The sequence below is a fragment of the Mycobacterium sp. genome (assembly GCF_035314905.1).
Classification (GTDB): domain Bacteria; phylum Actinomycetota; class Actinomycetes; order Mycobacteriales; family Mycobacteriaceae; genus Mycobacterium.
Window position 1 is genome coordinate 1 of record NZ_DATFYW010000036.1, and the last position, 22,528, is coordinate 22,528.

At 66.4% G+C, this 22,528-nt stretch carries 20 protein-coding genes and 2 pseudogenes; 10 read left to right on the top strand and 12 right to left on the bottom strand.

Going from position 1 to position 22,528, the window contains the following annotated elements; genetic code table 11:
• A partial coding sequence (locus tag VKG81_RS02555; protein WP_324389429.1) for a Rieske (2Fe-2S) protein occupies nucleotides 1-291 on the bottom strand: 291 nt, incomplete at its 3' end.
• Nucleotides 292-489: 198 nt separating this feature from the next.
• On the opposite strand from VKG81_RS02555, the gene VKG81_RS02560 reads away from it, so the two are divergent.
• Entirely contained in the window at nucleotides 490-1,698 is a 1,209-nt protein-coding gene (locus VKG81_RS02560) for a cytochrome P450 (protein ID WP_324389397.1), read from the top strand.
• Nucleotides 1,695-2,852 carry a Zn-dependent alcohol dehydrogenase gene (locus VKG81_RS02565; RefSeq protein WP_324389399.1) on the top strand — a complete coding sequence of 386 codons (1,158 nt, stop codon included), beginning with the start codon at nucleotides 1,695-1,697 and terminating at the stop codon, nucleotides 2,850-2,852. Before VKG81_RS02560 ends, VKG81_RS02565 begins: the two co-directional genes overlap by 4 nt.
• A 6-nt stretch (nucleotides 2,853-2,858) precedes the next feature.
• Here VKG81_RS02565 and VKG81_RS02570 read toward each other — a convergent pair whose 3' ends face one another.
• From VKG81_RS02570 to VKG81_RS02580, 3 genes are all read right to left on the bottom strand, one after another.
• Nucleotides 2,859-3,923 (bottom strand): amidohydrolase family protein, encoded by a 1,065-nt coding sequence (locus VKG81_RS02570; protein ID WP_324389401.1) that lies wholly within the window; start codon nucleotides 3,921-3,923, stop codon nucleotides 2,859-2,861.
• Nucleotides 3,924-3,989: 66 nt separating this feature from the next.
• The gene (locus VKG81_RS02575) at nucleotides 3,990-4,727 is read right to left on the bottom strand and encodes an SDR family oxidoreductase (protein ID WP_324389403.1); all 738 of its coding nucleotides are present in this window, start codon (nucleotides 4,725-4,727) and stop codon (nucleotides 3,990-3,992) included.
• Nucleotides 4,724-5,164, bottom strand: a complete 441-nt coding sequence (locus VKG81_RS02580; RefSeq protein ID WP_324389405.1) for a VOC family protein — start codon at nucleotides 5,162-5,164, stop codon at nucleotides 4,724-4,726. The genes VKG81_RS02575 and VKG81_RS02580 overlap by 4 nt, the downstream gene beginning before the upstream one ends.
• Nucleotides 5,165-5,274: 110 nt before the next feature.
• Between VKG81_RS02580 and fadD1 the strand changes: the two genes are divergently transcribed.
• Both fadD1 and VKG81_RS02590 read left to right on the top strand, forming a co-directional pair.
• The gene (gene fadD1 / locus VKG81_RS02585) at nucleotides 5,275-6,852 is read left to right on the top strand and encodes a fatty-acid--CoA ligase FadD1 (protein ID WP_324389407.1); all 1,578 of its coding nucleotides are present in this window, start codon (nucleotides 5,275-5,277) and stop codon (nucleotides 6,850-6,852) included.
• 241 nt (nucleotides 6,853-7,093) lie between these two features.
• On the top strand, nucleotides 7,094-7,396 hold the full coding sequence (locus VKG81_RS02590; RefSeq protein ID WP_324389409.1) for a hypothetical protein: 303 nt from the start codon (nucleotides 7,094-7,096) through the stop codon (nucleotides 7,394-7,396).
• 79 nt (nucleotides 7,397-7,475) lie between these two features.
• Here the strand turns inward: VKG81_RS02590 and VKG81_RS02595 are convergent.
• The 8 genes and pseudogenes from VKG81_RS02595 to VKG81_RS02630 form a co-directional block, all read right to left on the bottom strand.
• Nucleotides 7,476-8,746, bottom strand: a pseudogene (locus tag VKG81_RS02595) (cytochrome P450).
• 73 nt (nucleotides 8,747-8,819) lie between these two features.
• Nucleotides 8,820-10,025, bottom strand: a complete 1,206-nt coding sequence (locus VKG81_RS02600) for a cytochrome P450 (RefSeq protein ID WP_324389411.1) — start codon at nucleotides 10,023-10,025, stop codon at nucleotides 8,820-8,822.
• 14 nt (nucleotides 10,026-10,039) lie between these two features.
• Entirely contained in the window at nucleotides 10,040-11,524 is a 1,485-nt protein-coding gene (locus tag VKG81_RS02605) for an aldehyde dehydrogenase family protein (protein WP_324389413.1), read from the bottom strand.
• Nucleotides 11,511-12,428 (bottom strand): SDR family NAD(P)-dependent oxidoreductase, encoded by a 918-nt coding sequence (locus VKG81_RS02610; RefSeq protein ID WP_324389415.1) that lies wholly within the window; start codon nucleotides 12,426-12,428, stop codon nucleotides 11,511-11,513. Before VKG81_RS02610 ends, VKG81_RS02605 begins: the two co-directional genes overlap by 14 nt.
• A complete protein-coding gene (locus VKG81_RS02615) occupies nucleotides 12,421-13,548 on the bottom strand; it encodes a spirocyclase AveC family protein (RefSeq protein ID WP_324389417.1) in 1,128 nt (375 codons plus the stop codon). The genes VKG81_RS02610 and VKG81_RS02615 overlap by 8 nt, the downstream gene beginning before the upstream one ends.
• 4 nt (nucleotides 13,549-13,552) lie before the next feature.
• Nucleotides 13,553-14,665 (bottom strand): ABC transporter substrate-binding protein, encoded by a 1,113-nt coding sequence (locus VKG81_RS02620; RefSeq protein WP_324389419.1) that lies wholly within the window; start codon nucleotides 14,663-14,665, stop codon nucleotides 13,553-13,555.
• A 93-nt stretch (nucleotides 14,666-14,758) separates the two neighbouring features.
• Nucleotides 14,759-15,559 (bottom strand): CbbQ/NirQ/NorQ/GpvN family protein, encoded by an 801-nt coding sequence (locus VKG81_RS02625; protein ID WP_324389431.1) that lies wholly within the window; start codon nucleotides 15,557-15,559, stop codon nucleotides 14,759-14,761.
• A 53-nt stretch (nucleotides 15,560-15,612) separates the two neighbouring features.
• Nucleotides 15,613-17,325 (bottom strand): nitric oxide reductase activation protein NorD, encoded by a 1,713-nt coding sequence (locus VKG81_RS02630; RefSeq protein ID WP_324389421.1) that lies wholly within the window; start codon nucleotides 17,323-17,325, stop codon nucleotides 15,613-15,615.
• A gap of 90 nt (nucleotides 17,326-17,415) precedes the next feature.
• Between VKG81_RS02630 and VKG81_RS02635 the strand changes: the two genes are divergently transcribed.
• From VKG81_RS02635 to VKG81_RS02660, 6 genes and pseudogenes are all read left to right on the top strand, one after another.
• On the top strand, nucleotides 17,416-18,573 hold the full coding sequence (locus VKG81_RS02635) for an acyl-CoA dehydrogenase family protein (protein WP_324389423.1): 1,158 nt from the start codon (nucleotides 17,416-17,418) through the stop codon (nucleotides 18,571-18,573).
• The gene (locus VKG81_RS02640; RefSeq protein ID WP_324389425.1) at nucleotides 18,570-19,691 is read left to right on the top strand and encodes an acyl-CoA dehydrogenase family protein; all 1,122 of its coding nucleotides are present in this window, start codon (nucleotides 18,570-18,572) and stop codon (nucleotides 19,689-19,691) included. Before VKG81_RS02635 ends, VKG81_RS02640 begins: the two co-directional genes overlap by 4 nt.
• Nucleotides 19,692-19,744: 53 nt before the next feature.
• A complete protein-coding gene (locus VKG81_RS02645) occupies nucleotides 19,745-20,392 on the top strand; it encodes a nitroreductase family protein (RefSeq protein WP_324389427.1) in 648 nt (215 codons plus the stop codon).
• A 119-nt stretch (nucleotides 20,393-20,511) separates the two neighbouring features.
• Nucleotides 20,512-20,625: pseudogene (locus tag VKG81_RS02650) on the top strand (nuclear transport factor 2 family protein); the annotation flags it as partial.
• Nucleotides 20,626-20,713: 88 nt separating this feature from the next.
• Nucleotides 20,714-21,034, top strand: a complete 321-nt coding sequence (locus VKG81_RS02655; RefSeq protein ID WP_324389433.1) for a hypothetical protein — start codon at nucleotides 20,714-20,716, stop codon at nucleotides 21,032-21,034.
• 204 nt (nucleotides 21,035-21,238) lie between these two features.
• Entirely contained in the window at nucleotides 21,239-22,522 is a 1,284-nt protein-coding gene (locus VKG81_RS02660; protein ID WP_324389435.1) for a TetR/AcrR family transcriptional regulator, read from the top strand.
• The last annotated feature ends 6 nt before the right edge of the window (nucleotides 22,523-22,528 follow it).

Sequence of the window (22,528 nt, forward strand, 5' to 3'; positions counted from 1 at the left end):
GTCGGCAACGGTCCGTCCCGTGGTGATGTCGAACTCCCATTGATGCCAGGGGCACCGCACGATACGCCCGGCGCGCACGTGGCGAAGCTGGCCGGGCACGTCGGGAGCAAACTCGTTGGTGCCTCCGACAAACCCCGTGCACAGCGGTGCGCCCTCGTGCGCGCAGTAGTTCGCGATCGCATAAAGGGAGCCGTCGATGTTGTAGACGCCGACCCCGTACTTACCGACCGAGACCAACTTCATGCTCCCCGGCGGCAGATCCTCTATCGCGCACACCGACCGTCGCTGCATCACGTGGGACTCACCCGCCTCACCGCAACCTTGTAGTTTCAGACCCGCCCGCGAACAGGCTCTTTGCTGCCGCTCCTGCGATTCCTTGACCTAGAATACCTAAAATAGTAAAGATAAGACCACAGCGACTTCGAAAGAGTTGGGTGGTCGGCGGCTGCGTCCCGCAGGTCAGCCGGTTCTGCTGCTCTGGAGGCACGGGTGACGATCAGCACCGATCCGCACGACCAGCCGATCACTCTGGACGTGTCGGGAGATCCCTATCCGTTCTTCGAGTACAAACGCAGGACTGAGCCCGTTTGGCGCGGCACGGTGATGGACCACTCCAAGGCCCCGCCGGAGCTGATACCCGACGAGGAGTGGACGCTTTTCGACTACAACAGCGTGTTTCAGGCGTTCCGCAACGACGAAGTGTTCGGCTCGCACGGCTACGACCAGACCATCGGGTTGGTGTTCGGTCCCACGATCCTGGCCATGCACGGCAAGCAGCACCACGACCACCGCAGCCTCGTCGCCAAGGCATTTCGGGCCAGTGCCCTCGAGCGGTGGGAGCCCGAGGTGATCGACCCGATCTGCGACGAACTGGTCGACGAGATCAAGAACGACGGAGCAGCGGACCTGGTCAAGGCCGTGACGTTTGAATTCCCGACCCGGGTCACCGCGGCGTTGCTGGGCCTGCCGCGCGAGGACCTTGATCTGTTCCGGCGGGTGTCGTTCGACTTGATCTCGATCTCTGTGGACATCGAAGCCGGCTTGAGGGCATCGGTCGAGTTGCACGACTACTTTCTCGACCAGGTCGAGCGGCGCCGGCAGAAGATGACCAGCGACGTCATCGGGGATCTGGTCGGTGCCGAGATCGACGGCGACAAACTCACCGACGACGCGATCATCTCGTTCCTGCGGTTGCTGCTTCCGGCCGGCCTGGAAACCACGTACCGGTCGTCGGGCAATCTGCTGTACCTGCTGCTCACTCATCCCGAGCAGTTGCACGCGGTTCAGCACGACCGTTCGCTGATTCCCGCCGCGATCGAGGAGGCGTTGCGCTACGAGACCCCGCTGCTCAGCGTGCCGCGCACGACCACGCGGGACGTCGAAATGCGGGGTGTGACAATCCCGGAGGGTGCCGCGGTGAACTTGTGCACCGGCTCGGCCAACCGGGACGAGACGCGGTGGTCCGATTCGAACAGGTTCGACATCCACCGGCCACGGCACGCGCACATCGCGTTCGCCGGCGGCATCCACATGTGCCTGGGCATGCACCTGGCTCGGGTCGAGACCCGCGCGATGCTCAACAGCCTTTTCGATCGGGTGACCGATCTGCAGTTCGAGCCCGACGACGACACGAAGATCACGGGTTTGCCGTTTCGCTCGCCGACCGAACTTCCCGTGACTTTCCGCCCGGTGTCATGAGGAGCCGCGCGGCCATCCTGCACGATGTCGGCGGTCCGTGGTCGGTCGAGGACTTCGAGCTGGATCCGCCACGTGCCGGTGAGGTCCTCGTCGAGATGGCCGCCGCGGGCCTGTGCCACTCCGACGACCACGTGCTCAAGGGCGACATGTCCGCGCCCAACGAGGTGCTGCGCTCCCTGGGCCTGCCCACCATGTTCCCGCTGATCGGCGGCCACGAAGGTTCGGGCGTCGTGGTGGAGGTCGGCGACGGCGTGACCGATTTCACGCCGGGCGACCACGTCGTGATGTCGTTCATCGCGGTGTGCGGGCAGTGCCGCTGGTGTGCGTCCGGCATGGAATACCTCTGTGACAACGGCGGACAGGTCCTCACACCGGGCATGCCGACCGACGGGACGTTCCGCCATCACACTGCCGACGGCAAACCACTCGGTCACATATCGAAGATCGGCGCCTTCGCGGAACACACTGTTGTTGCCAGCAATTCGCTCGTCAAGATCGAGCCCCACCTGCCGCTGGTTCCCAGCGCCCTGCTGTCGTGTGCGATTCCCACGGGTTACGGCTCGGCGGTCAACCGGGCCGGGGTGCGCGGCGGCGACACGGTGGTCATCATCGGCGCCGGCGGAATCGGCACCGGGGCGATCCAGGGGGCGCGCATCAACGGCGCCGCCCAGATCATCGCGGTGGATCCGGTTGAGTTCAAGCAGAAGGCGGCGCTGCGATTCGGCGCTACCCACAGCGTGGCCACCGCGACGGAAGCCGCAGAGCTGGTCCGCGATCTGACCTACGGCGTGATGGCCGACAGTGTCGTGGTCTCCCCGTCTCTGATTTCCGGTGATGACGTCCACGCGGCGATCAAGCTGACCCGCAAAGGCGGGACCTGCGTGCTCACCGGGATGACCCCGCAGACCACACGATCCGTCAAGATCGCCCTGCAGGACTTCATCCTGTGGAACAAGAACCTGGTCGGCACCGTGTTCGGGTCATGCAACCCCAGGGCCGACATCCCGCGTTTCGCCCGCATGTATGACGCCGGGCAGCTGCGGCTCGACGAGATGATCACCAAGCGCTACCGGCTCGACGACGTCAACGACGCCTATCGTGATCTCCTCAACGGCGAAATCATCCGCGGCGTCATCGATTTCGGGCGCGACTGAACCTCCTCAATTGAGCCCGTAGAAGCGCTGCGCGTTCAACCCGCCAATCTTTGCCCGGGTCTCCTCGCTGATGTCAGGGCGCGTACGCAGATGCTTTGTGCTCTCAGGCCACTCGCCGTCCCAGTGCGGATAGTCGCTGGCGAACATGATGAAGTTGTCGCCGAGCACATCGATGACCCCGGGCAGAATCGGCTCCTCGGGCTCGCAGGTGACCCAGATGTTTCCCGCCTGTAGGTACTCGTTGGGGTCGCGCCGCCAGCCGCTCTCGATCCAGTCGCCGCGCTTCTCGAAATGCTCATGCAGCCGGTCGATGAAGAAGGGGACCCAGCCCGCGCCCGCCTCGAGGAATGCGACGCGCAGGCCCGGGTGCCGGTCGAAGACGCCGCCGGAGACCAGCGCGGTCATCGCGGTCATCTGGTCGAACGGAAAGCTGATGCAGTGCACCTGGATGTAGTTGGTGAACCGGTCGACGCCGATCTTGGGCAGATGGATGCCCGGCGCGCCGTGGATGCCGAGCGGCATCTCGAGCTCGACGGCGGCGGCGTAGAAGGGGTCAAGGTCGGGGTGATCGAGGTTTCGGGTCGCTAGGGCGGGCGGGATGTGGGTCGCGACCAGCCCGAGGTCCTTGGCCTCGCGCATGATGTCGATTGCCACCTCGCCGTGTTCGATCGGGGTCACTGCGACGCCACATAGCCGGCCGCCCGTCGGCCTGCAGTAGGCGGCAATCCACTGGTTGTAGAGCCGCGCGAACCCCGCGGCGAACTCAGGGTCTTCGAGGGTGGGCGTGCAGAGTCCGAGACTCGGGTACAGCACCATCGTGTCCATGTGGTCGCGATCGGCGTCGGCGAGGACGCCTTGCGCGGACGAGCAGTTGATGCCGGATGCCGTGCTGAGCCCGTGTTCCCGCGGGCAGCCGGCGCCCGGACCATCGGCTTCCGGATAGTTTCGGCCCTCGATCACCAAGGCCCGCCCCTCGGGGTGCGCGGTGACGTGTTGGGGCCAGCGCTGCATCGCTTCAACCGCGAGCGAAGCCCCCTCTGCCACGTGGCCGTCGGCATCAATGATTCGCATGTGTCCCTCCAGAATTCAGCTCCCACACCCCACTACAACGGCCACATCGGAGGTTCCATTGCGCCATCAGTCGTTGCGTCGCGGTTGACTGAGGCGTTGGACCTGTCCGTAGGCGTCGATCGGGCTGTGCAGTGCCAACCCGCCGTCGGCGTGGACAACCTGGCCGGTGACCCAATCCAACTCCAGGACGCCGACGATCACCGAGGCGACGTCGGTCGCCTCGCCGAGCCGGCCCAGCGCGGTGCGCTCGGCCAGAGCGTCCACCCAGCCGGGCAGCTTCTCGGCCGCGGACAGCATCGGCGTGCGGGTCACGCCGGGCCCTACGGCGTTGACCCGGATCCCGTGGCGGCCCCATTCCACGGCCGCCACCCTCACCAGCATGTCGATGCCGGCCTTCGATACGCAGTAGGCGCCCATATCGCGGTCCGCGACCGTGCCACTGATGCTCGACACCGCGACCATCGATCCGGCGACGCCCGCGTCGACCATCGCCTGCGCGCCTGCCCGCAGTGTCAACCAGGTGCCTGTCAGATTGACCGCGATCACCCGCTGCCAGTCCTCGAAGCCCTGCGACAGCAGCATTCCCGACGCGCCTACCCCCGCGCAGGCGACGAGGCGGGTGGGAACGCCGTGCTCCGCCACGGTCTGCGCCATCGCCGCAGAAACCGCCTCCGGATCACTGATGTCACAGTTGACGTCCCCGTCCGTCACGTCCCACACGACGACGTCGTGGCCCGCACCTCGCAACAGCTCCGCGACGGCTAGCCCGATCCCCGACGCCCCGCCCGTGACGACGGCGCTCACCGCGGCGCGCCGATCAGCTCGACCAGGACGCCGTCGGGGGCGGTCACCACCGCCATCGGGACATGCTTTCCGCCGGGGGCGGGAACCGTGATGCGGCGGACGCCGTCGGTGAACCCCAGACCGGCCAGCGTCGCCAATGTCGGATCGACGTCGCGCTGAAGGGACAGCAGGAAAAAGCCGTTGCGCGGACCGCTGGGCCGTGGCGGGGCCTCCTCGGCTCCGTCGAACACCACCAGTTCCACGATGCCCGCGTCGACCCGCTCGGGATCACCGAGGAATATCGATCGCAGTGTGGTGGTCGCGGCATTGAACAACGTTGGCCAGTCGCCCGCGAATGTGTGATCGAAGAGTTCGGTGAGCCCGATTCCGTCGCGCCAGAACCGCATTGAGCGTTCGACGTCGGTCGTGCAGATCGCGGTGTGGTGAACACCCGGCATGGGCACCTCGACTCGACTCCATCCGCCGCGCAGCAGTCGCTATCTACTAATTTTAACGATGTTAGTATCCGGTGCGCCTGGATTCGCAAAGGAGGGGCGGGCCGGCGAGCGTGAGCGAAACCATCCAGCAGCTCCTGCGGGAACGCGCGTCCGCGGACACCGTCGCGGTGAAGTACGGCGACAAGCGCTGGACGTGGCGCGAGCACATTCGCGACGCGTCGGCGCGTGCCGCCGCCCTGCTCGCGCTCGCCGACCGGCAGCGGCCGCTGCATGTGGGCGTTCTGTTGGGAAACACCCCGGAGTTCTTGAATCAGATGGCCGCCGCCGGTCTCGGCGGGTACGTGCTCTGCGGCATCAACACCACGCGCCGGGGTGAGGCCCTGGCCGAAGACATCCGAAGAGCCGACTGCCAGATTGTCGTCACCGATGCCGAACATCGGCACCTCCTGAACGGCCTTGATCTGAGTGGCATCCGGGTGATCGACTCTTCCAGCGCTGCGTGGGCGCGCCTTGTCGAGACGGCCGGCGAGTTGGCGCCATATCGCGAAGTCGCACCGATGGACACCTTCATGCTGATCTTCACGTCGGGGACCAGCGGCGACCCCAAGGCCGTGCGGGTATCACATTTCATGGTGGTGATGTCTGGCCAGAATCTGGTGCAGCGGTTTGCGGTCACCGCCCACGACACGTGCTACTTGTCGATGCCGCTGTTTCATTCCAACGCACTGGTGGCGGGGTGGGGCGTAGCCGTCGCGACCGGCGCCGCGATGGCGCCGGCGAAGTTCTCCGCCTCCGGGTTTCTTGCCGACATCCGCCGTTACGGCGCTACCTACATGAACTACGTCGGCAAGCCGCTGGCCTACATCCTGGCCACGCCGGAGCGACCGGACGACGCCGACAACCCGCTGCGCGTGGCCTTCGGTAACGAGGCGAGCGACCGCGATATCGAGGAGTTTGAGCGCCGTTTCGGCGCAGTGGTCTGGGACGGCTTCGGCTCCACCGAAAACGCGGTGATCATCACCCGCGAGCCCGGGACCCCGAAAGGCTCGCTCGGCAAGGGGTTTCCGGGCGTGGCCGTCTATAACCCCCAAACCCTCGGGGAGTGCCCGGCTGCCCGATTTGACCACGACGGGGCGCTGATCAACGCCGACGAAGCGGTCGGTGAGCTCGTCAACACCTCGGGGAGCGGGTTCTTCTCCGGTTACTACGAAGACGGCGAGGCGACTGCCAACCGCATGCGGCACGGGATGTACTGGTCGGGGGATCTGGCCTATCGCGACGCCGATGGCTGGATATACCTGGCCGGCCGCGCCGGCGATTGGATGCGCGTCGACGGCGAGAATATCGCGGCGGCCCCGATCGAGCGCATCCTCGTTCGGCTTCCCGCGGTCAACCGGGTCGCGGTCTACGCGGTACCCGACGAAAACGTCGGCGATCAGATCATGGCGGCGCTGGTCCTGAACGACGGTGCGGCCCTGACCCCCGCGGGGTTTGAGGCCTTCCTGGCCGCGCAACCCGATCTGTCACCGAAGGCGTGGCCGAGGTTCGTGCGCATCGCTGCGGACCTGCCGACGACCGCCACGCACAAGATCGTCAAGCGCGAACTGGCCGCGCAGGGACCCACCGCGGGCGACGGTGAGCTGTGGATCCGCCAACCACGGGGCACGCGCTATGACGTCGCCCGGTAAACCTTTCAGAACCGCCTCCCAGGCCGGCTGGCGGGTAATACCAAGCACCGCACCCACTTCCCGGCGGCCTACAGTCACCGGGACCACGCACAGCAAGCGGGGACGCCGGCGGTGACCGATGCAAGTGAACACGATGACCGGACCGCGCTCACGACGAGCGCCGAAGTCGCCCACCTGGTCGGCCGCGAAGTGCCCGACGTCGCGCTCGCGGCCACCGCCGGATCCCGCGACATCTCGCTGCGTGCCCTCTGCCGCGGCGTCGACCGTGTGCGGGCTGTCCACCCAACCCTCAGCCGAGCAGCACGAGGCCGCGCAACGGCTTTCGCTCAATTTCCCCCTGCTCAGCGACCACGACAACGAGCTGGCCGAAGAGCTCCGTCTGCCGACATGGCGCGCCGGGGGCGGGCGCCTGCTCAAGCGATTCACCATCGCCACGCACGGCACGGTGATCGAGCATGTGTTCGCGCCGGTAACGGACCCGGCCACGCACGTCGGCGATGTCGTCGCATGGCTACTCGACAACAGCGTCAGCGCCGGCTCTTAGCGGATTGCTCCCGCGGTCAGAACGAGGCGGCGGTCTCTCACACTGCTTACCGTACGAGTCCGCCACCACACCGGTCGGGTCACTGGACCGAGCGGAACTCCAGGTGCAGCTCGGTCAGCCCCCGCATCTGCCAGGTGGGCTCGTAGGTGTAGCGGCGTGCGTCGGCTGGGCCGTGCGCACCCTCCGAAATCGTGATGTCGGCCATCCGGTCGAGTTTCCGGTTGAGGGAAATGCGGCCCTCGGCCCGGGCGAGTGGCGCTCCCGGACAGGAGTGGTTGCCACGTCCGAACACCAGATGCTCGCGAACGTTGGGGCGGTCCACGCGGAACTCGTTGGGCTCCTCGAACTTGCGCGCGTCCCGATTGCTGGCGCCGGGCAGCAGCATCACCGTGGATCCCGCCGGAATCGATACGTCACCGATCGAGGTCGATGTGCGTGCCATGCGGAAGTGGGACTTCACCGGGCTCTCCATCCGCAGTGCCTCTTCGATGAAGGCGGGGATGCGGTCGCGTTCCCCGCGCAGCAACGTTTGGATGTCAGGACGTTCAGCGATCACCCGCATCGCGAAGCTCAGCAATTTAGTGGTGGTTTCTTGCCCGGCCGCGAACAGGAACGTCGCGAGCCGCACGACCTCGATGATTTCCGGAGTCGACCCGTCGGGGTATTTCGCCCCGGCCAGCTCGGTCAGCACGTCCTCGCGCGGCTCTCGCCGGCGCTCGGCGATATAGGTCGAGAACTTCTCGTCGAGCCACTCCAGCGGATTGTGCGTGCGCGTCAGCGTGTCATCCTCGATCGCACCGACGACCTGCCCCGAAAACACGGCCCGAAATTCTTCGTGATCCTCGGCGGGGATTCCGAGCACATCGGCGATGACCAGCCCCGAGAACGGCCTCGCGTAAGCCTTCCAGGAACTCGCACTTGCCACGGGCTACGAACTCGTCGAGCTGCTGATCGGCGAGCCGCCACATGAAGTCTTCGTTTTCCTTCAGGCGCTTCGGGGTCAGCAGGCGGGCTTACCAAGCCCCGCGTCCGAGCGTGGTCGGGGGGATCCTGCGTCACGATGTGTTCACTCATCGGGATCTGCGACCGGTGCTGCTCGATCAGGGCGCCGATGTCGTCGCCCGCGGGCTCGAACGGAAGCCCGGAGAACGGACCTGCCACCGCGACGCACGAGGAGAACGCGGGGTCCTTGTACACCGTCAGCGCTTCCCGATGGCCGGTGATGGCCACGACGCCCTGCTGGGATTCGGCTGCTACCGGGCACTTCGAGCGCAAGTAGTCGAAGTACGGATACGGATCGGGGATGAGGGACGCTTCGGTGAAGAAGTCGACAGTTTCGAAGTCACTCACGTGAGATCTCCCATAGAGGTGTTCTGGGGTACGACTACCCGGCCGTCAAAACGCAACTCCGGCGAAGTCGACATCACCCGAACAGCACCGGCAGAGACGTCGGCGACCGGAAAACCTGGCCGCGGATGTGCGGATCGTCGGCGTCGGGATCGAGCCGCAGGTTGGGCAGGCGGTCGAAGAGCAGGTTGAGCGCGACCCGCATCTCGAGGCGGGCCAGATGCATCCCCAGACACACATGGACCCCGTGGCCGAACCCGATGTGGGCCCTGGCCGAACGGAAGATGTCGAATCGATCAGGATCCGGGTAGCGCTCGTCCTGCCGGTTGGCCGCGCCAAGCACCGGCATGACCGACGACCCGGCCGGGATCGGCACACCTGCCAGCTCGGTGTCGCGAGTTGCCACCCGTGTGATCGTCAGCAGGGGCGGCTCCCATCGAACGGCTTCCTCGATCGCCTGCGGGAGGAGCGAGCGGTCGGCACGCACGGCGTCGAGCTGGTCGGGGTTGGACAGCAGCGCGAACAACAGGTTTCCCAGGGAGCGGTACGTCGTTTCCACCCCGGCCGGGAGCAGCAGCCGCAGGAAGGAGAAGATCTCTTCGTCGGAGAGCTTGTCCCCATCGATCTCAGCCTGGGCGAGGGCACTGATGAGGTCGTCGCGGGGTTCCTCGCGCCGGCCGGCCAGGATGGGAATGAAATACTGCCGCAACGCTTCTGAGGCTGCCAGCCCACGCTCTCGATTGAACAGGACGGCCAGCAGCGCGACGGACCAGCGCTGGAATTGCGGATAGTCCTCGCGCGGCAGGCCGAGCAGGCCGGCGATGATCTGGGTGGGGTAGGGAAAGGTGAACTCACGCGCAACATCGGCGGTTCTTCGATCGGCGAACACGTCGATCAGCTCGTTGCCTACCGTCCCGAGCAGTTCTTCCTCCCACCGAGCCAGCGCCTTCTGCGAGAACGCCTTCGACACCAGCGCGCGGTGGCGGCCGTGCTCGGGCTCGTCCATCCCGAGCATCACATGCTTGCCCAGGGCGTCGCCGAACGCGTCGATGATGATCGCCGATGAGAACGTCTCGTTGTCGCGCAGCATCTGGGCGGCCTCTTCGTGGCGATACACCATGAAGACCGGTTTGGACTCTTCATGGGGCATGCCCGAGATGTCGATCCGCTGCACGGGTTCCTCGCGCCGCAACCGGCCCAACTCGGTGTAGGGATCGCGGACATCACCGGAAACCGCGTCGTCAAACGTTCCGAAGTCCTCGAGTTCGTCGAACAGTTCCACGCTTCACGTCTCCTTCAGCTGGCGGGATAACCCACCGACTTGATCTGGGTGTATTGGTCAAAGCCCGCGACACCGTTCTGGCGACCGACGCCGCTGGCCTTGTAGCCGCCGAACGGCGTATCGGCGCCGTACGGAGCGGCACCCTGCACACCGATGAAACCTGCCCGCAGCCGGCGAGCGACCGCGAGCGAGTGCTCGACAGAACCCGACATCACGTTGCCCGCCAACCCGTATGCGCTGTCGTTGGCGATCCGGATCGCGTCCTCCTCGTCGTCGAACGGAATAACGGCCAGGACGGGGCCGAAGATCTCTTCCCGCGCGATGGCCATCGAGTTGTCGACGTCAACGAAAAGCGTTGGCCTGACCCAGAACCCCTTGTCGAATCCGACCGGCGCATCCGTGCCGCCGACGAGGCACGTGGCACCCTCGTCGATGCCCTTCTGGATGTAGCCGAGCACACGCTTGCGCTGCTTGTCCGAGATCACCGGACCGCACAGCGTGCCGGGATCCTGAGGGTCCCCGGGAGAGACGCCCTCATACATCCCCTTGAGGATCGCCACGCCCTCGTCGTAGCGGGACCGGGGCAGCAGCAGCCGTGTCGGGTTGGCGCAGCCTTGCCCCGCGTGCATGCAGGGCGCGATACCGATCGCGCACGCCAGCGTGAAATCGGCGTCCTCCAGGACGATGGTGGCCGACTTGCCGCCCAGTTCCAGGAACAGCCGCTTCATCGTCGCCGCGCCCTTCTCCATGATCCGCTGACCGACGACCGTGGAGCCGGTGAAGGAGATCAGATCGACTTTCGGCGACAGCGTCAGTTCCTCCCCGACGAAGTGGTCCGACGCGGGGACGACGTTGACGACACCGTCCGGGATGTCGGTGGATTCGAGCATCACGCGTCCGAGGTGTGTCGCGTTGAACGGGGTGTCGGGCGCCGGTTTGAGCACCACCGTGTTCCCGGTGGCCAGCGCTTGGGCCAGTTTGTGGATGGTGACCTCGAACGGAAAGTTCCACGGCACGATCGCGCCGACCACACCTACGGGTTCGCGCCAGACCTTCCGGGTGGTCATCTGACCGGTCAACGAGACCATGGTGTCCCCGAGGTCGGTTTCCCACGGGTACTCGTCGATGAGCTTGGCGGGAAACGTCAGCGCGTCGGCCAGCGGGGCGTCGAGCTGTGGGCCGAAAGTGATCGCCCGTGGGCAGCCGGCTTCGAGGATGAGCTCCTCGCGCAGCTGCTCCCGCTCAGCCTCCAGCGCCTCCTGAAACTGCTCCAGGCAGCGCTTACGCAATGCCTGGTTGGTCGACCAGTCAATCTCGTCGAAGGCCCGTCGCGCGGCATCGATGGCGCGGCGCATGTCAGCCTTCGACGCGTCGGAGACCTCGCCCAGCACCTCTTCGGTCGCGGGATTGATGTTGGTGAACGTGCCGGCTTGGCCGTCAACGAGCTTGCCGTCGATCAGCATTCGCGATTCGAAGCGAACCTTTTCAGTCGCGGTCATGGTTTTCGCTCTCTTGAGACGGGGAGTTGTCGGAAATGTGCCGCAGGGCACCGTGGCGCGGCAGACCCATCGCCAGACGGATCACCTGATGGAGGAGCCGTCCTGGCAGGAAGCGATTGGCGAGCACCAGCATTCGGGCATCGGGGCCCACCGCATGCCGCGCGAACGGGGCCCGGTCATCGAGCGCCTTGGCCAGCCCGCGGGCGAACCGCTCGGGCGGTCTCGCCAACCGCATCGCGGCACGACCCCGGCGATCGATGACGGTGTTGTGCGCGGCGTAGGGCCCGTCGAAGTCGCGGTAGTCCTGGGCCCCTTCGTCGGTGATGATGTCGGTGTCGAAGGTCCCGGTCACCAGGATGGTGACGCCCAGTCCGAACGGCGCGATCTCGTTGGCGAGGGCTTCGGCCCACCGTTCGGCGGCACCCTTGGCCGCGGAGTAGGCGGCGATCGACGGCATGCCGTGCACGCCGCCCTGGCTGGAGATGACGACGATGCGCCCGCGCCCGGCGGCGCGCATTGACGGCAACAGGGCTTTGGTGAGCGCCACCGGCCCGAACACGTGCGTCGCAAACATCTGCTCCCACACGTCGCTCGGTGTCTCTTCCACCGACCCCGCTGCTGCGATCCCGGCGTTGTGCACGAGCGCATCGGGCGCGCCGACCGCCTCCTCGATGACCTTGGCAGCGGCAGTGATTGCCGCCGGGTCGGTGAGGTCGAGCCGTACGCCGACCAGGCGGGGATCGTCTGCGGAAGCACCGGTGGCCGCCCGCAGGCGCTGCAGCCCGACGTCGGGTGAGCGCATGGCTGCGACTACCCGCCACCCCCGCCCATACAGGTGCGCGGCCGAGGCCAGGCCGAGTCCGCGCGACGCGCCCGTGATGACGACGGTGCGAGGCTCACCCATGGGCCGCCCCGCACCGCCCTCCGTCCGCCGGCGGCCGCACGTGCGGTCGTCCGTGCGGTTGCGCGCTCATCCACGTCGACCAGATCCCCACCGAGTACGGGCCGGGCTGTCCGTTCTTCTCATAGAAGCCCTGTGGGTCATAGACCTTGGCTTCCGGGTACGGCCAGGGGCAGGCGACGGAGGTCGCTGTCCTGGTCCATTTGATGATTGCGAACCCCGTGCCGTAGCCGACGTAGGCGATGTTGATGATCACGAACATCACGACGAACATGCCCAAGGTCGGGCGGCCGGCGAAGATCCGCGCCCGCTGGGCCAGCTTCTCGGCCACCGTGCGGCCCGTGTCGTCCCGGAACAGCAGCACACCCGCGGGGATCATCACCACGGTGACGAGCGCCGACTCCCATAACAACGGGAACTGCCACGGCTGTCCGACAAAGATCGAGCCGAACGGTATGACCTGCGAGTAGATGTACATCCCGGTGCGGACGAGAGTGATCTCCAGAAACGCGTCGAAGATGAACCCGATGATGAAGATCAAACCCGCGAGGCAGATCAACGGGTGGCGCCACACCAACGAGTCGATGGGCCTACGCGCCTGGATCCTGCGCAGGATCCAGATGGCTGGGAAGTAGGGGCCCAAGTAGAAGCTGATGTACCCGATGACCAGGAACGGCTCCACCGTGGGCGACAGTGAGACCAGCGGCCAGTCCTCGGGCCAGTGCCAGAGTTGCGGGTTGTAGACCGCGTACGGCGCCCAGTTCATGATCGGGTCCTGCCAGACGATCAACGTCGTCACGATCCCCATCAACAGGACCGGGTGGCGCGGGTAGCGGCGCCACACCACCACGTAGATCACGACGACCTGAACGACCATGATGATCGTGAAGATCTGCACTAGACCCAGCCAATGACCGTAGCCGAACAGCGGTTGAACCGGCCGCGGCGCGCCCGTGACCCCGGGATTGCGGACGCGGTCTGACACAGCGCCGGTGCGTGCGTAGTAGCCGATCACGCAGAGCACCGCGATCGCCACGACCATCCACACCGGACCCATGAATGACCGCTTCGGCTGGTCGCCGAGCGGGGTCACCGTGGACGGCGTTGTTCGCGCTGTGGTCACCCGCCTACTCCTCCCCGAAGCGATCGACGAGATGGGAGTTGACGCCGTCCGGGTCTAACCTGCGGGCCACAAGGTAGCCGGCGCCCATCCAGGCCCGACGCGTCCACTTCCCGAACGAGACTCTGGTGCCGGGTGCACCGGCCGCGGCGGGCAGCATCTTGACCCGCTCGAGGGCCTCCTTCACGCCGCGGGGGCTCAGTGGATGAGCATCGGTGAACGCCTGTAGCAGCGTGGCGGCTACGTCCCGGTTGACCACCGGCACGCAATACTCCGGGCGCCGTCCGTACGCCGCCTCGTATTCGTCGAGGAACCGCTGGCCGATCGTGTTGCCCTCGTCGTACTGGTCGACGCCGGTCCATCCCATGAATGCGTTCCACATCACGGGATTGACCCATGCGTTCTGAAACGCTGTGCTCGTGAACCGCGGCGGGTCCCAGTTCAGCGCTTCCAGCGCAGGATTGATGAACACGATCCCGAAACCGAAGCCGCAGTGCACGATCGCCTGCGCCTTCGCCTCATACAACGTTCGCACTGCGTCGTTGATGTCTTGTGCCGTCTGCGCAATCGACGCCTCTGCCACAATGCGAATACCTTTGCGACGAGAAGCGTTTCGGAAGTTCTTGAGGTAACTCGCCCCGACCAGCGACTCCTCGCGCAGGACCCCGACCTCGGTGTGGCCCGCCTTTGCGAGCAGATCCGACCAAAAGATCGGCTCGTCGGTCATCGACCCCTGCGGAAACGCGAACGTCCATTCCCCCAACCAGTCGTCGCTGCCACACACATTGATTCCCGGCACCCGGAAGCGCTCCTCGATCGCCTCACGTGTCGGCACAGCATTATCGGTGATGTGCGGACCGAACACGACCAGGCAGCCTTCGTCGACGAGTTCGCCGTAGGCGTCGATCACCGCCTTGACCGTTCCTTTGGGCAGGCCCTCAACTTCCCGATACACGATCTCTACCGGGCGGTCGATGATCCCCTGCTTCACGCCTTCGGTGAACACCAGCTCGAACGGCCGGGTCAGGTCATCTCGCATCTCCTGGGGGTAGCCCTCCGGCAGCAAGAAGTCGAATAGGTAGCCGAACTTGATCGGCTCTGCGGCGCTCTCGTAGGACATGTCACCTCCGCCGGCACGGGCGCCCCCGCGCCCAGCAGACCTAAAATTTGTTCAGACACTAGCGCGGAAAATGTCTCACAGTCAATCGCGTTGTCAGCCTTGTCCGTCGGCCAGGTAGACGTCGATCATTTCGGCAAGGCCACTCGCCACGATGGAGTCGTCGGTGAGCGGTCCAACGACGGCCGCCCCGGCGGCCTCACGCAGGGTCAGCCCTTCTGCGACCAGCCGACCTGCCGCAATGAGCACCCTCGTCGAAGCCACCTCTCGGAGCCCTGCGGTCTCGAGGCGGCGAATGGCCTGGCCGAGCCGCACAAGCTGTGCCGCCTTGTCGTGCTCGATGCCGGCCTCGTGGGCGACGATCTTCTCTTCCACGTCGGGCGCGGGGAAGCCGAACTCGATTGCGACCATCCGCTGACGCGTCGAATCCTTGAGGTCCTTCAGCACACTCTGGTAACCGGGGTTGTAGGACACCACCAGGCAAAACCCCCACGCGGCGTCGAGTGTGATCCCCAGCCGCTCGATCGGGAGTTCGCGCCGGTGATCTGCGAGCGGATGGATCACCACCGTCGTGTCCTGCCGGGCCTCGACGACCTCGTCGAGGTAGCAGATGGCGCCCTCCCGCACGGCCCGCGTCAACGGGCCATCGACCCACTCCGTGTCGCCGCCGCGCAACAGAAACCGTCCCACCAGGTCGGCGGTGGTCAGGTCGTCATGGCACGCCACGGTGATGAGCGGCCGGTCGAGGTCGTAGGCCATCGCCTCGACGAAGCGCGTCTTGCCGCAGCCCGTTGGGCCCTTGAGCACGATCGAAAGCCCTTGCCGGAATGCCGCCTTGAAAACGTGCTCCTCGTTACCGATCGGCACGTAGTACGGGCGGACCTCGCTACCGGGCATCATTTCCCTTCCGTCGCGGCGTTTTCGAACGCAGCGCTGCACGCGAAAAGCCGCTACCGCAAAGCATCGGCGACTGCGCCCTTTCGCTGCGCCACGCGTCGGCGAACCTCCGCCGAATTCAGGGCAGAACGGAACAGCGGACCGATGACCCGGTTCAGTTGCTCGAGCTCCGGAATCTTCGCATGAGCGGCGCTCCCGAACACCCGCCGGAGGTCATCGACGTCGGTGCCCGCGCCGATGGTGAGACACAGGCAGCCAGTGCCGCGACCGCGCGCCTCAGCAAGCGCACGGCGTGCGTCGGCCGCGCCGTAGATCCGCTCGTAGCCGTGGTCGTACGCCAGGCCGTCGGACAGCACGACGAGCAACCGCCGCGACGTCCCGCCCCCGGCCTCGAGCACTGCCGCACCGTGGCGGATCGCGGTGCCCAGTCTCGAATACGCGCCCGGCACAAGTCCGCCCAGACGCCTCATCACCAAGACGTCGAGATCGCCGTCGAAGCGCTTCACCGGCATCATGCTTACCGCCGATCGCCCCTGCGAGTGAAAAGCGTAAAGCGCCACCCGATCCCCCAGATCGTGAAGAGCGACGATCAGCGCGGCGGCGGCCGCCCGCTGCTGCTCGTGCACCGTCTGGCCGACCGCGCCCGGTTCGGAAGCAGAGCCCGACACGTCGAGCAGGAGCAGCACGGAGAGGTCGCGCCGGCGGCGCAGGCTGCCTAGGTAGACGGCCTCATCGGGCGCGAAGCCGGCCATCACCTCGACGCGTGCTTCCACCGTCGCATCGATGTCGACGTCATCACCATGAACCTGCCGGTGGTAGCGGTCGAGCCCAACGCCGAGGCGGGCGAGCGGGCGACGCAGGCCGAGCCCGTCCGACAATGCGATGGCAAGCTCGTCCGTGAGACGCGGTTCCACCTCCTGCACCGTGCACCAGTTGGGCCGATAGCGACATCGGTGAACATCCCACTCCGGGTACATCGTCCCGTGGCTTTCGCCGGCGGCTTCGTCGTGCGGGCGCGCCGCCGCAGTCGACAGCACCGAGTTGCCGCCACCACGGGTCCCCGAGCCGATCCGCTGCGTCGACCCGTCGGCGCCCGGTTGGCCGCCCTCACCGAGTTTGCGCACCACACCCAGCATCTTCTGAAGTAACCGGCCGACGGCTCCGCCACCGCCGATCGGGCTGGTGAAGTAGTCCGCGACATCGGCGGCGTCGTTTTCGTCCTCGTCGAGTTCGGCCGGTGGCCGCGTTGGCTGCCGACGGGGAGCATGCCCGACCGCCGCCGCCGACGTTTGGGCTCGGTTTCTTGATTCCAACAGCTTTCGGGGATGGATCGCCCCGAAAGCTCGCGGCGGTCCAGCGATCGTCGCCCGACTCAGAGCCAGGTCGAGGGACCCGGCGGCCGATGGACTGCGCGTCGCGATGTCGCGGTCGATCAGCGACCGCAGCGGCGGCGGCAACACGTCGTTGGCCGCCAACGCCCGGTGTCCTTCGACAGCGAGATATCGCCTGGCCAGTGCGGGCCGCCGGCCGAGGCGGCGCACGACATCGGGCTCCAGGCTTCCGGCAGCAACGAGTGACGCCTGCACGGCAACCGACTCGAGCCGGTTGCGCGTGCCGATGTCGGCATCGACGAATATCGTCCGGCCGTCAGTCCACGCAGGCTCGCCGGGGTCGACCGGCGCGACCCGCAGCGTGCGGCCGGCGAGCGCTGAAGCAAGGAGGCCTATTCGCTCCAGACCATCGGCGTTTCCGTCGTCGTTCGGCACCGAGCCTTCTTTGTCATCGGTTGACCAAATATCTGTTCCAACGTAAAGTCCGCGGTGACCGCAGTCAATCGCGCGAGGTCGTCAGGGGACGTGGATTTCTCATACCCGCCGGAGGCGGAGCAGTTTCGCAAGGACCTTCGCGGTTGGCTGGCCGCGAACCTGACCGACGAGGTTGTCGCTGCCGGTCTGCAGCGAGGCGCATACGGTGGCGCCTTCGAGACGCTTCGCGCCTGGAACGCGACGATGGCCGACGCCGGGTGGGCTGCCGTCTCGTGGCCGGCGGAGTATGGCGGTCGCGGGGCGACCGTGCTCGAGCAACTGGTGTATGCCGAGGAGACCACTCGTGCTCGGGTTCCACTGCCGCTCAACGTGATCGGCATGAACAACATCGCGCCCGCGATCATGCAGTATGGAACAGAGTTGCAGAAGCGCACACTGCTTCCCCGCATGATGCGCGCCGACGACATCTGGTGTCAGGGAATGTCAGAGCCCGAGGCCGGATCCGACCTCGCCTCGCTGCGCACGCGTGCGGTGCGAGACGGCGACGACTTCGTGGTCAACGGCCAGAAGATCTGGACCTCGCTTGGCCACCGAGCCGACTGGTGCCAGCTGTACGTGCGCACCGATCCGGATGCGCCCAAGCACAAGGGCATCTCCTGTCTGATCGTCGACATGACGCTGCCTGGCATAGAGGCCCGCCCCCTAGTCACCCTCAACGGTGACGCCGACTTCGCCGAGGTGTTCTTCAACGACGTGCGGGTGCCCGTCGACGCGCTGCTCGGGCGGCTGAACCAGGGCTGGCAAGTCGCCACCACCACACTCAGCCACGAGCGCGCCGGTGCGGCGCGCCTCTACGCCGAGATGCAGGAGCGACTGCAGGACCTCGTCGCCGACCTCGCACGGTGCCACGTCGGGGGGCGACCGGTACTCGACGACCCGGCGGTACTGCGGCGCCTCGGCGAGATCGCCGTGCGCATCAAATATCTCGAGGTGCTCTGCCGGCGATCGATCTCGGCGACCCTGCACGGCGGTGACGCTTTCGCGTCCGCGAGCCTCGCCAAGACCGTGTGGGGTGAGGTCGGTCAGGACCTCGCGGCCTTGGCATTCGATCTGCTGGGCCCGAACTGCGCCGAAGGACGCTGGGGCCGCCTCCGCGTGACCTCACGCTCGCTCACCATCGCGGGGGGCACGACGCAGATCACCAAGAACATCACCGCGCAGCGCGTCCTCGGGTTGCCCCGCCGATGAACCTCGAACTGACCGACGAGCAGATAGCACTCCGCGACACCGTCCGGCGCTTTCTCGCCGAGAAGGCCGGCATCGCCGGACATGTGCGGCCGCTGCTTGACGACCCGGCGGGTCTGACTACTGCCGTTTGGCGCGGTCTGGCCGAGCTTGGCGCCACCGGGCTTCTCGTGCCGGAGGAACTCGGTGGCGCCGGCATGACGATGGTCGAAGCGGGAATCGTCCTCGAGGAGCTTGGCGCCGCGCTGCATCCCGGACCGGCCCTGTCGACCATTGTGGCCGCGACGCGCGCGCTGTCGCGGATGAGCGCCGCCGGCAACGCGGCCCGGCTTTTGACCGGCATCGCCGACGGTTCCACGATCGCCACGGTCGGGCCACTCGACGGCTGCCGGCCCACGGCCGTGGTGCGCGATGACGGCGTCGCGCTGCGAGGGGAAATCACCGAAGCAGCTGACGTAGCCTCAGCCGATGTACTGCTGGTAATCGCCGAAGAGGGCACCGGCGCAGGACTCTTCGCCGTGGACTGCTCCGCTCGCGGTGTCGTGGCGACGCCGAGACCCGGTATCGATCAGACACGTAAGCGGTTTCGCGTCACGCTCGACGACACCCCGGCCCAGCGGCTCGCCTCCCCGTCACAGGACGCGATCCAGGCGCTCGTCGACGACGTGCTGATCGCCCACGCCGCTGATGCTCTCGGGGCGGCGCGGGCGGTCATGAACCTCGCCGTCGAGTACGCCAAGGTGCGAAGGCAATTCGGCCAGCCGATCGGCAGCTTTCAAGCCGTCCAGCACCTCTGCGCCGACATGTACGAGACGGTTGAACTGGCCCGCAGCGGCGTCATTCACGCCCTCTGGGCCGCCGATTCAGCAGATGACGAAGAGCGGCATCTCGCCGCGCTGCGGGCCAAGGGGTTCGCCGGACGCCTGGCGACCGTCGGCGATACCGCGATCCAGGTCCTCGGTGGCATCGGCTACACCTGGGAGCATGACGCCCACCTGTATCTGAAACGCCTGCTGAGCTGGAACGCGTTCCTCGGGGGACCCGACGGGTACCTCACGGAAGTCGGCGCGCGGCTCGCGCCCTCCCCATCGCGTCGAGAACCAATGAGGAGCACGCCATGAAGATCGTGGATCTGGCGTCAAGACTGCCGTCCTCCAATTGATGTCGGCCGGTCATGGACATCGAGCACCTCCTCACCGCCACCCGGTCGGCGCGCAAGTCGCTCGACCTCGATGCGCCCGTCGACCTCGCAGACATCCGCGAGTGCCTTCGCATCGGGTTGCAGGCCGCCAACGGCTCGAACCAGCAGTCCTGGCGGTGGTTGGTCATCGCCGATCCCGCGCTGCGGGAAAGGATCGCTGCGCTGTACCGCGAGGCCTATCTGCTCAGGGTCGGCGGGCAGATGCTCGCCCACCTGCTGCCGCCCGACACGCCGGAGGCTCGGCTCATGTCGTCCACGGAGTGGCTGGTCGAGAACATGGCGAAGGTGCCGTTGCTGGTAATCCCGTGCTACGAGCCGTACATGCCCCGCATCGACGGTGATGAGTCGTTTTACCGGGCCACGCTTTACGGCTCGATCTTCCCGGCGGTGTGGAACTTCCAGCTGGCACTGCACACTCGGGGCTACGGCACGTGCGTGACCACGCTGCACCTCCACCACGAGGAAGCCGTCCGCGAACTGCTCGGGATACCCGACACGTATGTGCAGGGCTGCCTGCTGCCCGTCGCTCGACTGCGCACCGGGCGCAGGACCGGCCTGGCGAACAGGAGGCCCGTCGATGAAGTGGTAGCCCTCGACGGCTGGAACGGCCCACCCATCTAGAACCACATCACAACCGCGGAGAAACACTCATGACCGACGACGCCAAGCTGCGCGCGCAGCTGCAGCGGCTCTCCGATCGCGCGGACATCCTCGATTGCATGTACCGCTACGCGCGGGGCATGGATCGGCTCGACCGTGAACTGCTGCGGTCGGCATACCACGACGACGCCATCGACGATCACGTCGGATTCGTCGGCCCGGTCGACGAATTCATCGACTGGGCCTTCACGTACCACGCGGCCCAGACCCGGCACCAGCACTACCTCACGAACCACACCGCTGAGGTGAACCCGCGACGAGGCGCACGCCGAGACCTACTACATCTTCGTCGGAACCAAAAGCGACCCGGCAAGGCCGCTGACGATCGCCGGAGGTCGCTACATCGACCGCCCCCAGCGCAGGGACGGCCGTTGGGCCATCGCGGCGCGGGTCTGCCTCATCGAGTGGCAAACCGAGTCCATTTCGCTGCTGACACCGGAGGCAGTCGAGTTCCTCGCCCCGATCCAAACCGTCGCTCGCGATCGCACCGACACGTCATACGAGCGGCCCCTCGTCATCAACCGGGCGGCCTCATCAACCGGGCGGCCTCCAACCCGGTTTGAGCGGCTTCGCGGCTCGTTTAACGGCGGATTCGCCGGTTGAGCTCCCGGCGCGGCGCCGCCGATCTGGTAACGTGAAAACAAACATTGGGTCACACGGGCAGGAGTCGGGAGCCGTGGAGGTGTCGTGGAAGCATCCGAGGCCGCAGCCACGGTGGATCCTGCACGCCTGAGTTTGCGCGATGCCGATGCTTCCGGGCGGGCCGGCCGGCCGGGGCGTTCGCCGGTGCGGAATGCCCGGAAGGGCATCACCGATCGCCAGGACGACGCACTGGGTGCGTACGACGATGGCACACGCCGGACCGAGGTCCTGCAGACCGCGGCTTCGTTGATCGCGTCCTCGGGCCTGCGGACCTCCCTGCAGGAGATTGCCGATGCCGCGGGGATTCTCCCGGGAAGCCTCTACCACCACTTCGAATCCAAGGAAGCGATCCTCGTTGAGCTGGTTCGGCGGTATCACGCGGATCTGGACCGCATCGGCGAAATCGCCCACCAGCGACTGGACCAGCCCGACTCCAGACCTGGCTCCGAGAAGATCATCGAGCTGGGATCGGCCATCGCCCGTTGTGCCGTACAGCATCGCGCAGCTCTGCAGATGTCGTTCTATGAGGCACCGAGTGCGAACCAGGAGCTTGTTGAATTGCTCAAGGAGCCGCCCACCGCGGTTCAGCAGGCGATGCTGCAGACGCTCCGCGCCGGCAGGTGGAGCGGTTACATCAGACCCGAGATCGATCTTCCCACGCTCGCAGACCGGATCTGCCAGTCCATGATGCATGTCGGGCTTGACATCATTCGGCACACGGCCAGCGCCGACCAGGCGGCAGCGCTGTTGTGCCGCATCATGCTGGACGGTCTCGCGAGCCGGCCACCCAGCGATGAGGCGTTGGATCGCTCGGGCGCCTTCGAGGCCGCGGAGGCAGCGATCAAGACGTGGGCCGACGGGAGTGAGTCCGACGCCGACGACAAAGCCGCGTATGTCCGTGCGGTCGCACGAGCCGAGTTTGGCCGAAAAGGGTATGAGGTCACCACCATCAGGGACATCGCTTCCGCGGCGTGTCTGGGCACCGGCACCGTCTACCGGCTGATCGGTTCGAAGGATCAACTGCTCGCGTCGATCATGGAGTCGTTTGGCAACAAAGCCGGAGGCGGCATGGCCGCCGTTCTGCGCGCGGATGCCACGCCCATCGAGAAGTTGGACGCGCTGAGCTGGGTAAACATCAACGCATTGGATCAATTCCCCGACGAGTGGAAGATTCAGCTGGCGTGGATGCGGCAGTGTCCGCCGGATACCCCCAACCCCGGCCTGGCATTCACCATGCGACTGCGACAGCTCAAAGCACTGTTGTCCGGGGGGATCCGGTCGGGAGACATCCGCGTCCAGACTGCCTCGGTCGAGATGCTGTCACGGTGCGTGATGGACGTGCTCTGGATGCCGGAAAACATTGTGCGCGCCCAAGGGACGCGCGCGGCGCTGATCACTGCCCGTGACACCGTGGTCCGTGGGGTCGCCGACCGGAGCGCTGTCAAGTAGTCACGG

Bases quoted from the DNA above. Each gene is read 5' to 3' on its own strand.
- VKG81_RS02570 (WP_324389401.1), bottom strand. From the start codon at position 3,923: ATGCGAATCATTGATGCCGACGGCCACGTGGCAGAGGGGGCTTCGCTC.
- VKG81_RS02605 (WP_324389413.1), bottom strand. From the start codon at position 11,524: ATGACCGCGACTGAAAAGGTTCGCTTCGAATCGCGAATGCTGATCGAC.
- VKG81_RS02625 (WP_324389431.1), bottom strand. From the start codon at position 15,559: ATGCCCGGTAGCGAGGTCCGCCCGTACTACGTGCCGATCGGTAACGAG.
- VKG81_RS02580 (WP_324389405.1), bottom strand. From the start codon at position 5,164: ATGCCGGGTGTTCACCACACCGCGATCTGCACGACCGACGTCGAACGC.
- VKG81_RS02565 (WP_324389399.1), top strand. From the start codon at position 1,695: ATGAGGAGCCGCGCGGCCATCCTGCACGATGTCGGCGGTCCGTGGTCG.
- VKG81_RS02620 (WP_324389419.1), bottom strand. From the start codon at position 14,665: ATGTCCTACGAGAGCGCCGCAGAGCCGATCAAGTTCGGCTACCTATTC.
- VKG81_RS02640 (WP_324389425.1), top strand. From the start codon at position 18,570: ATGAACCTCGAACTGACCGACGAGCAGATAGCACTCCGCGACACCGTC.
- VKG81_RS02645 (WP_324389427.1), top strand. From the start codon at position 19,745: ATGGACATCGAGCACCTCCTCACCGCCACCCGGTCGGCGCGCAAGTCG.
- VKG81_RS02610 (WP_324389415.1), bottom strand. From the start codon at position 12,428: ATGGGTGAGCCTCGCACCGTCGTCATCACGGGCGCGTCGCGCGGACTC.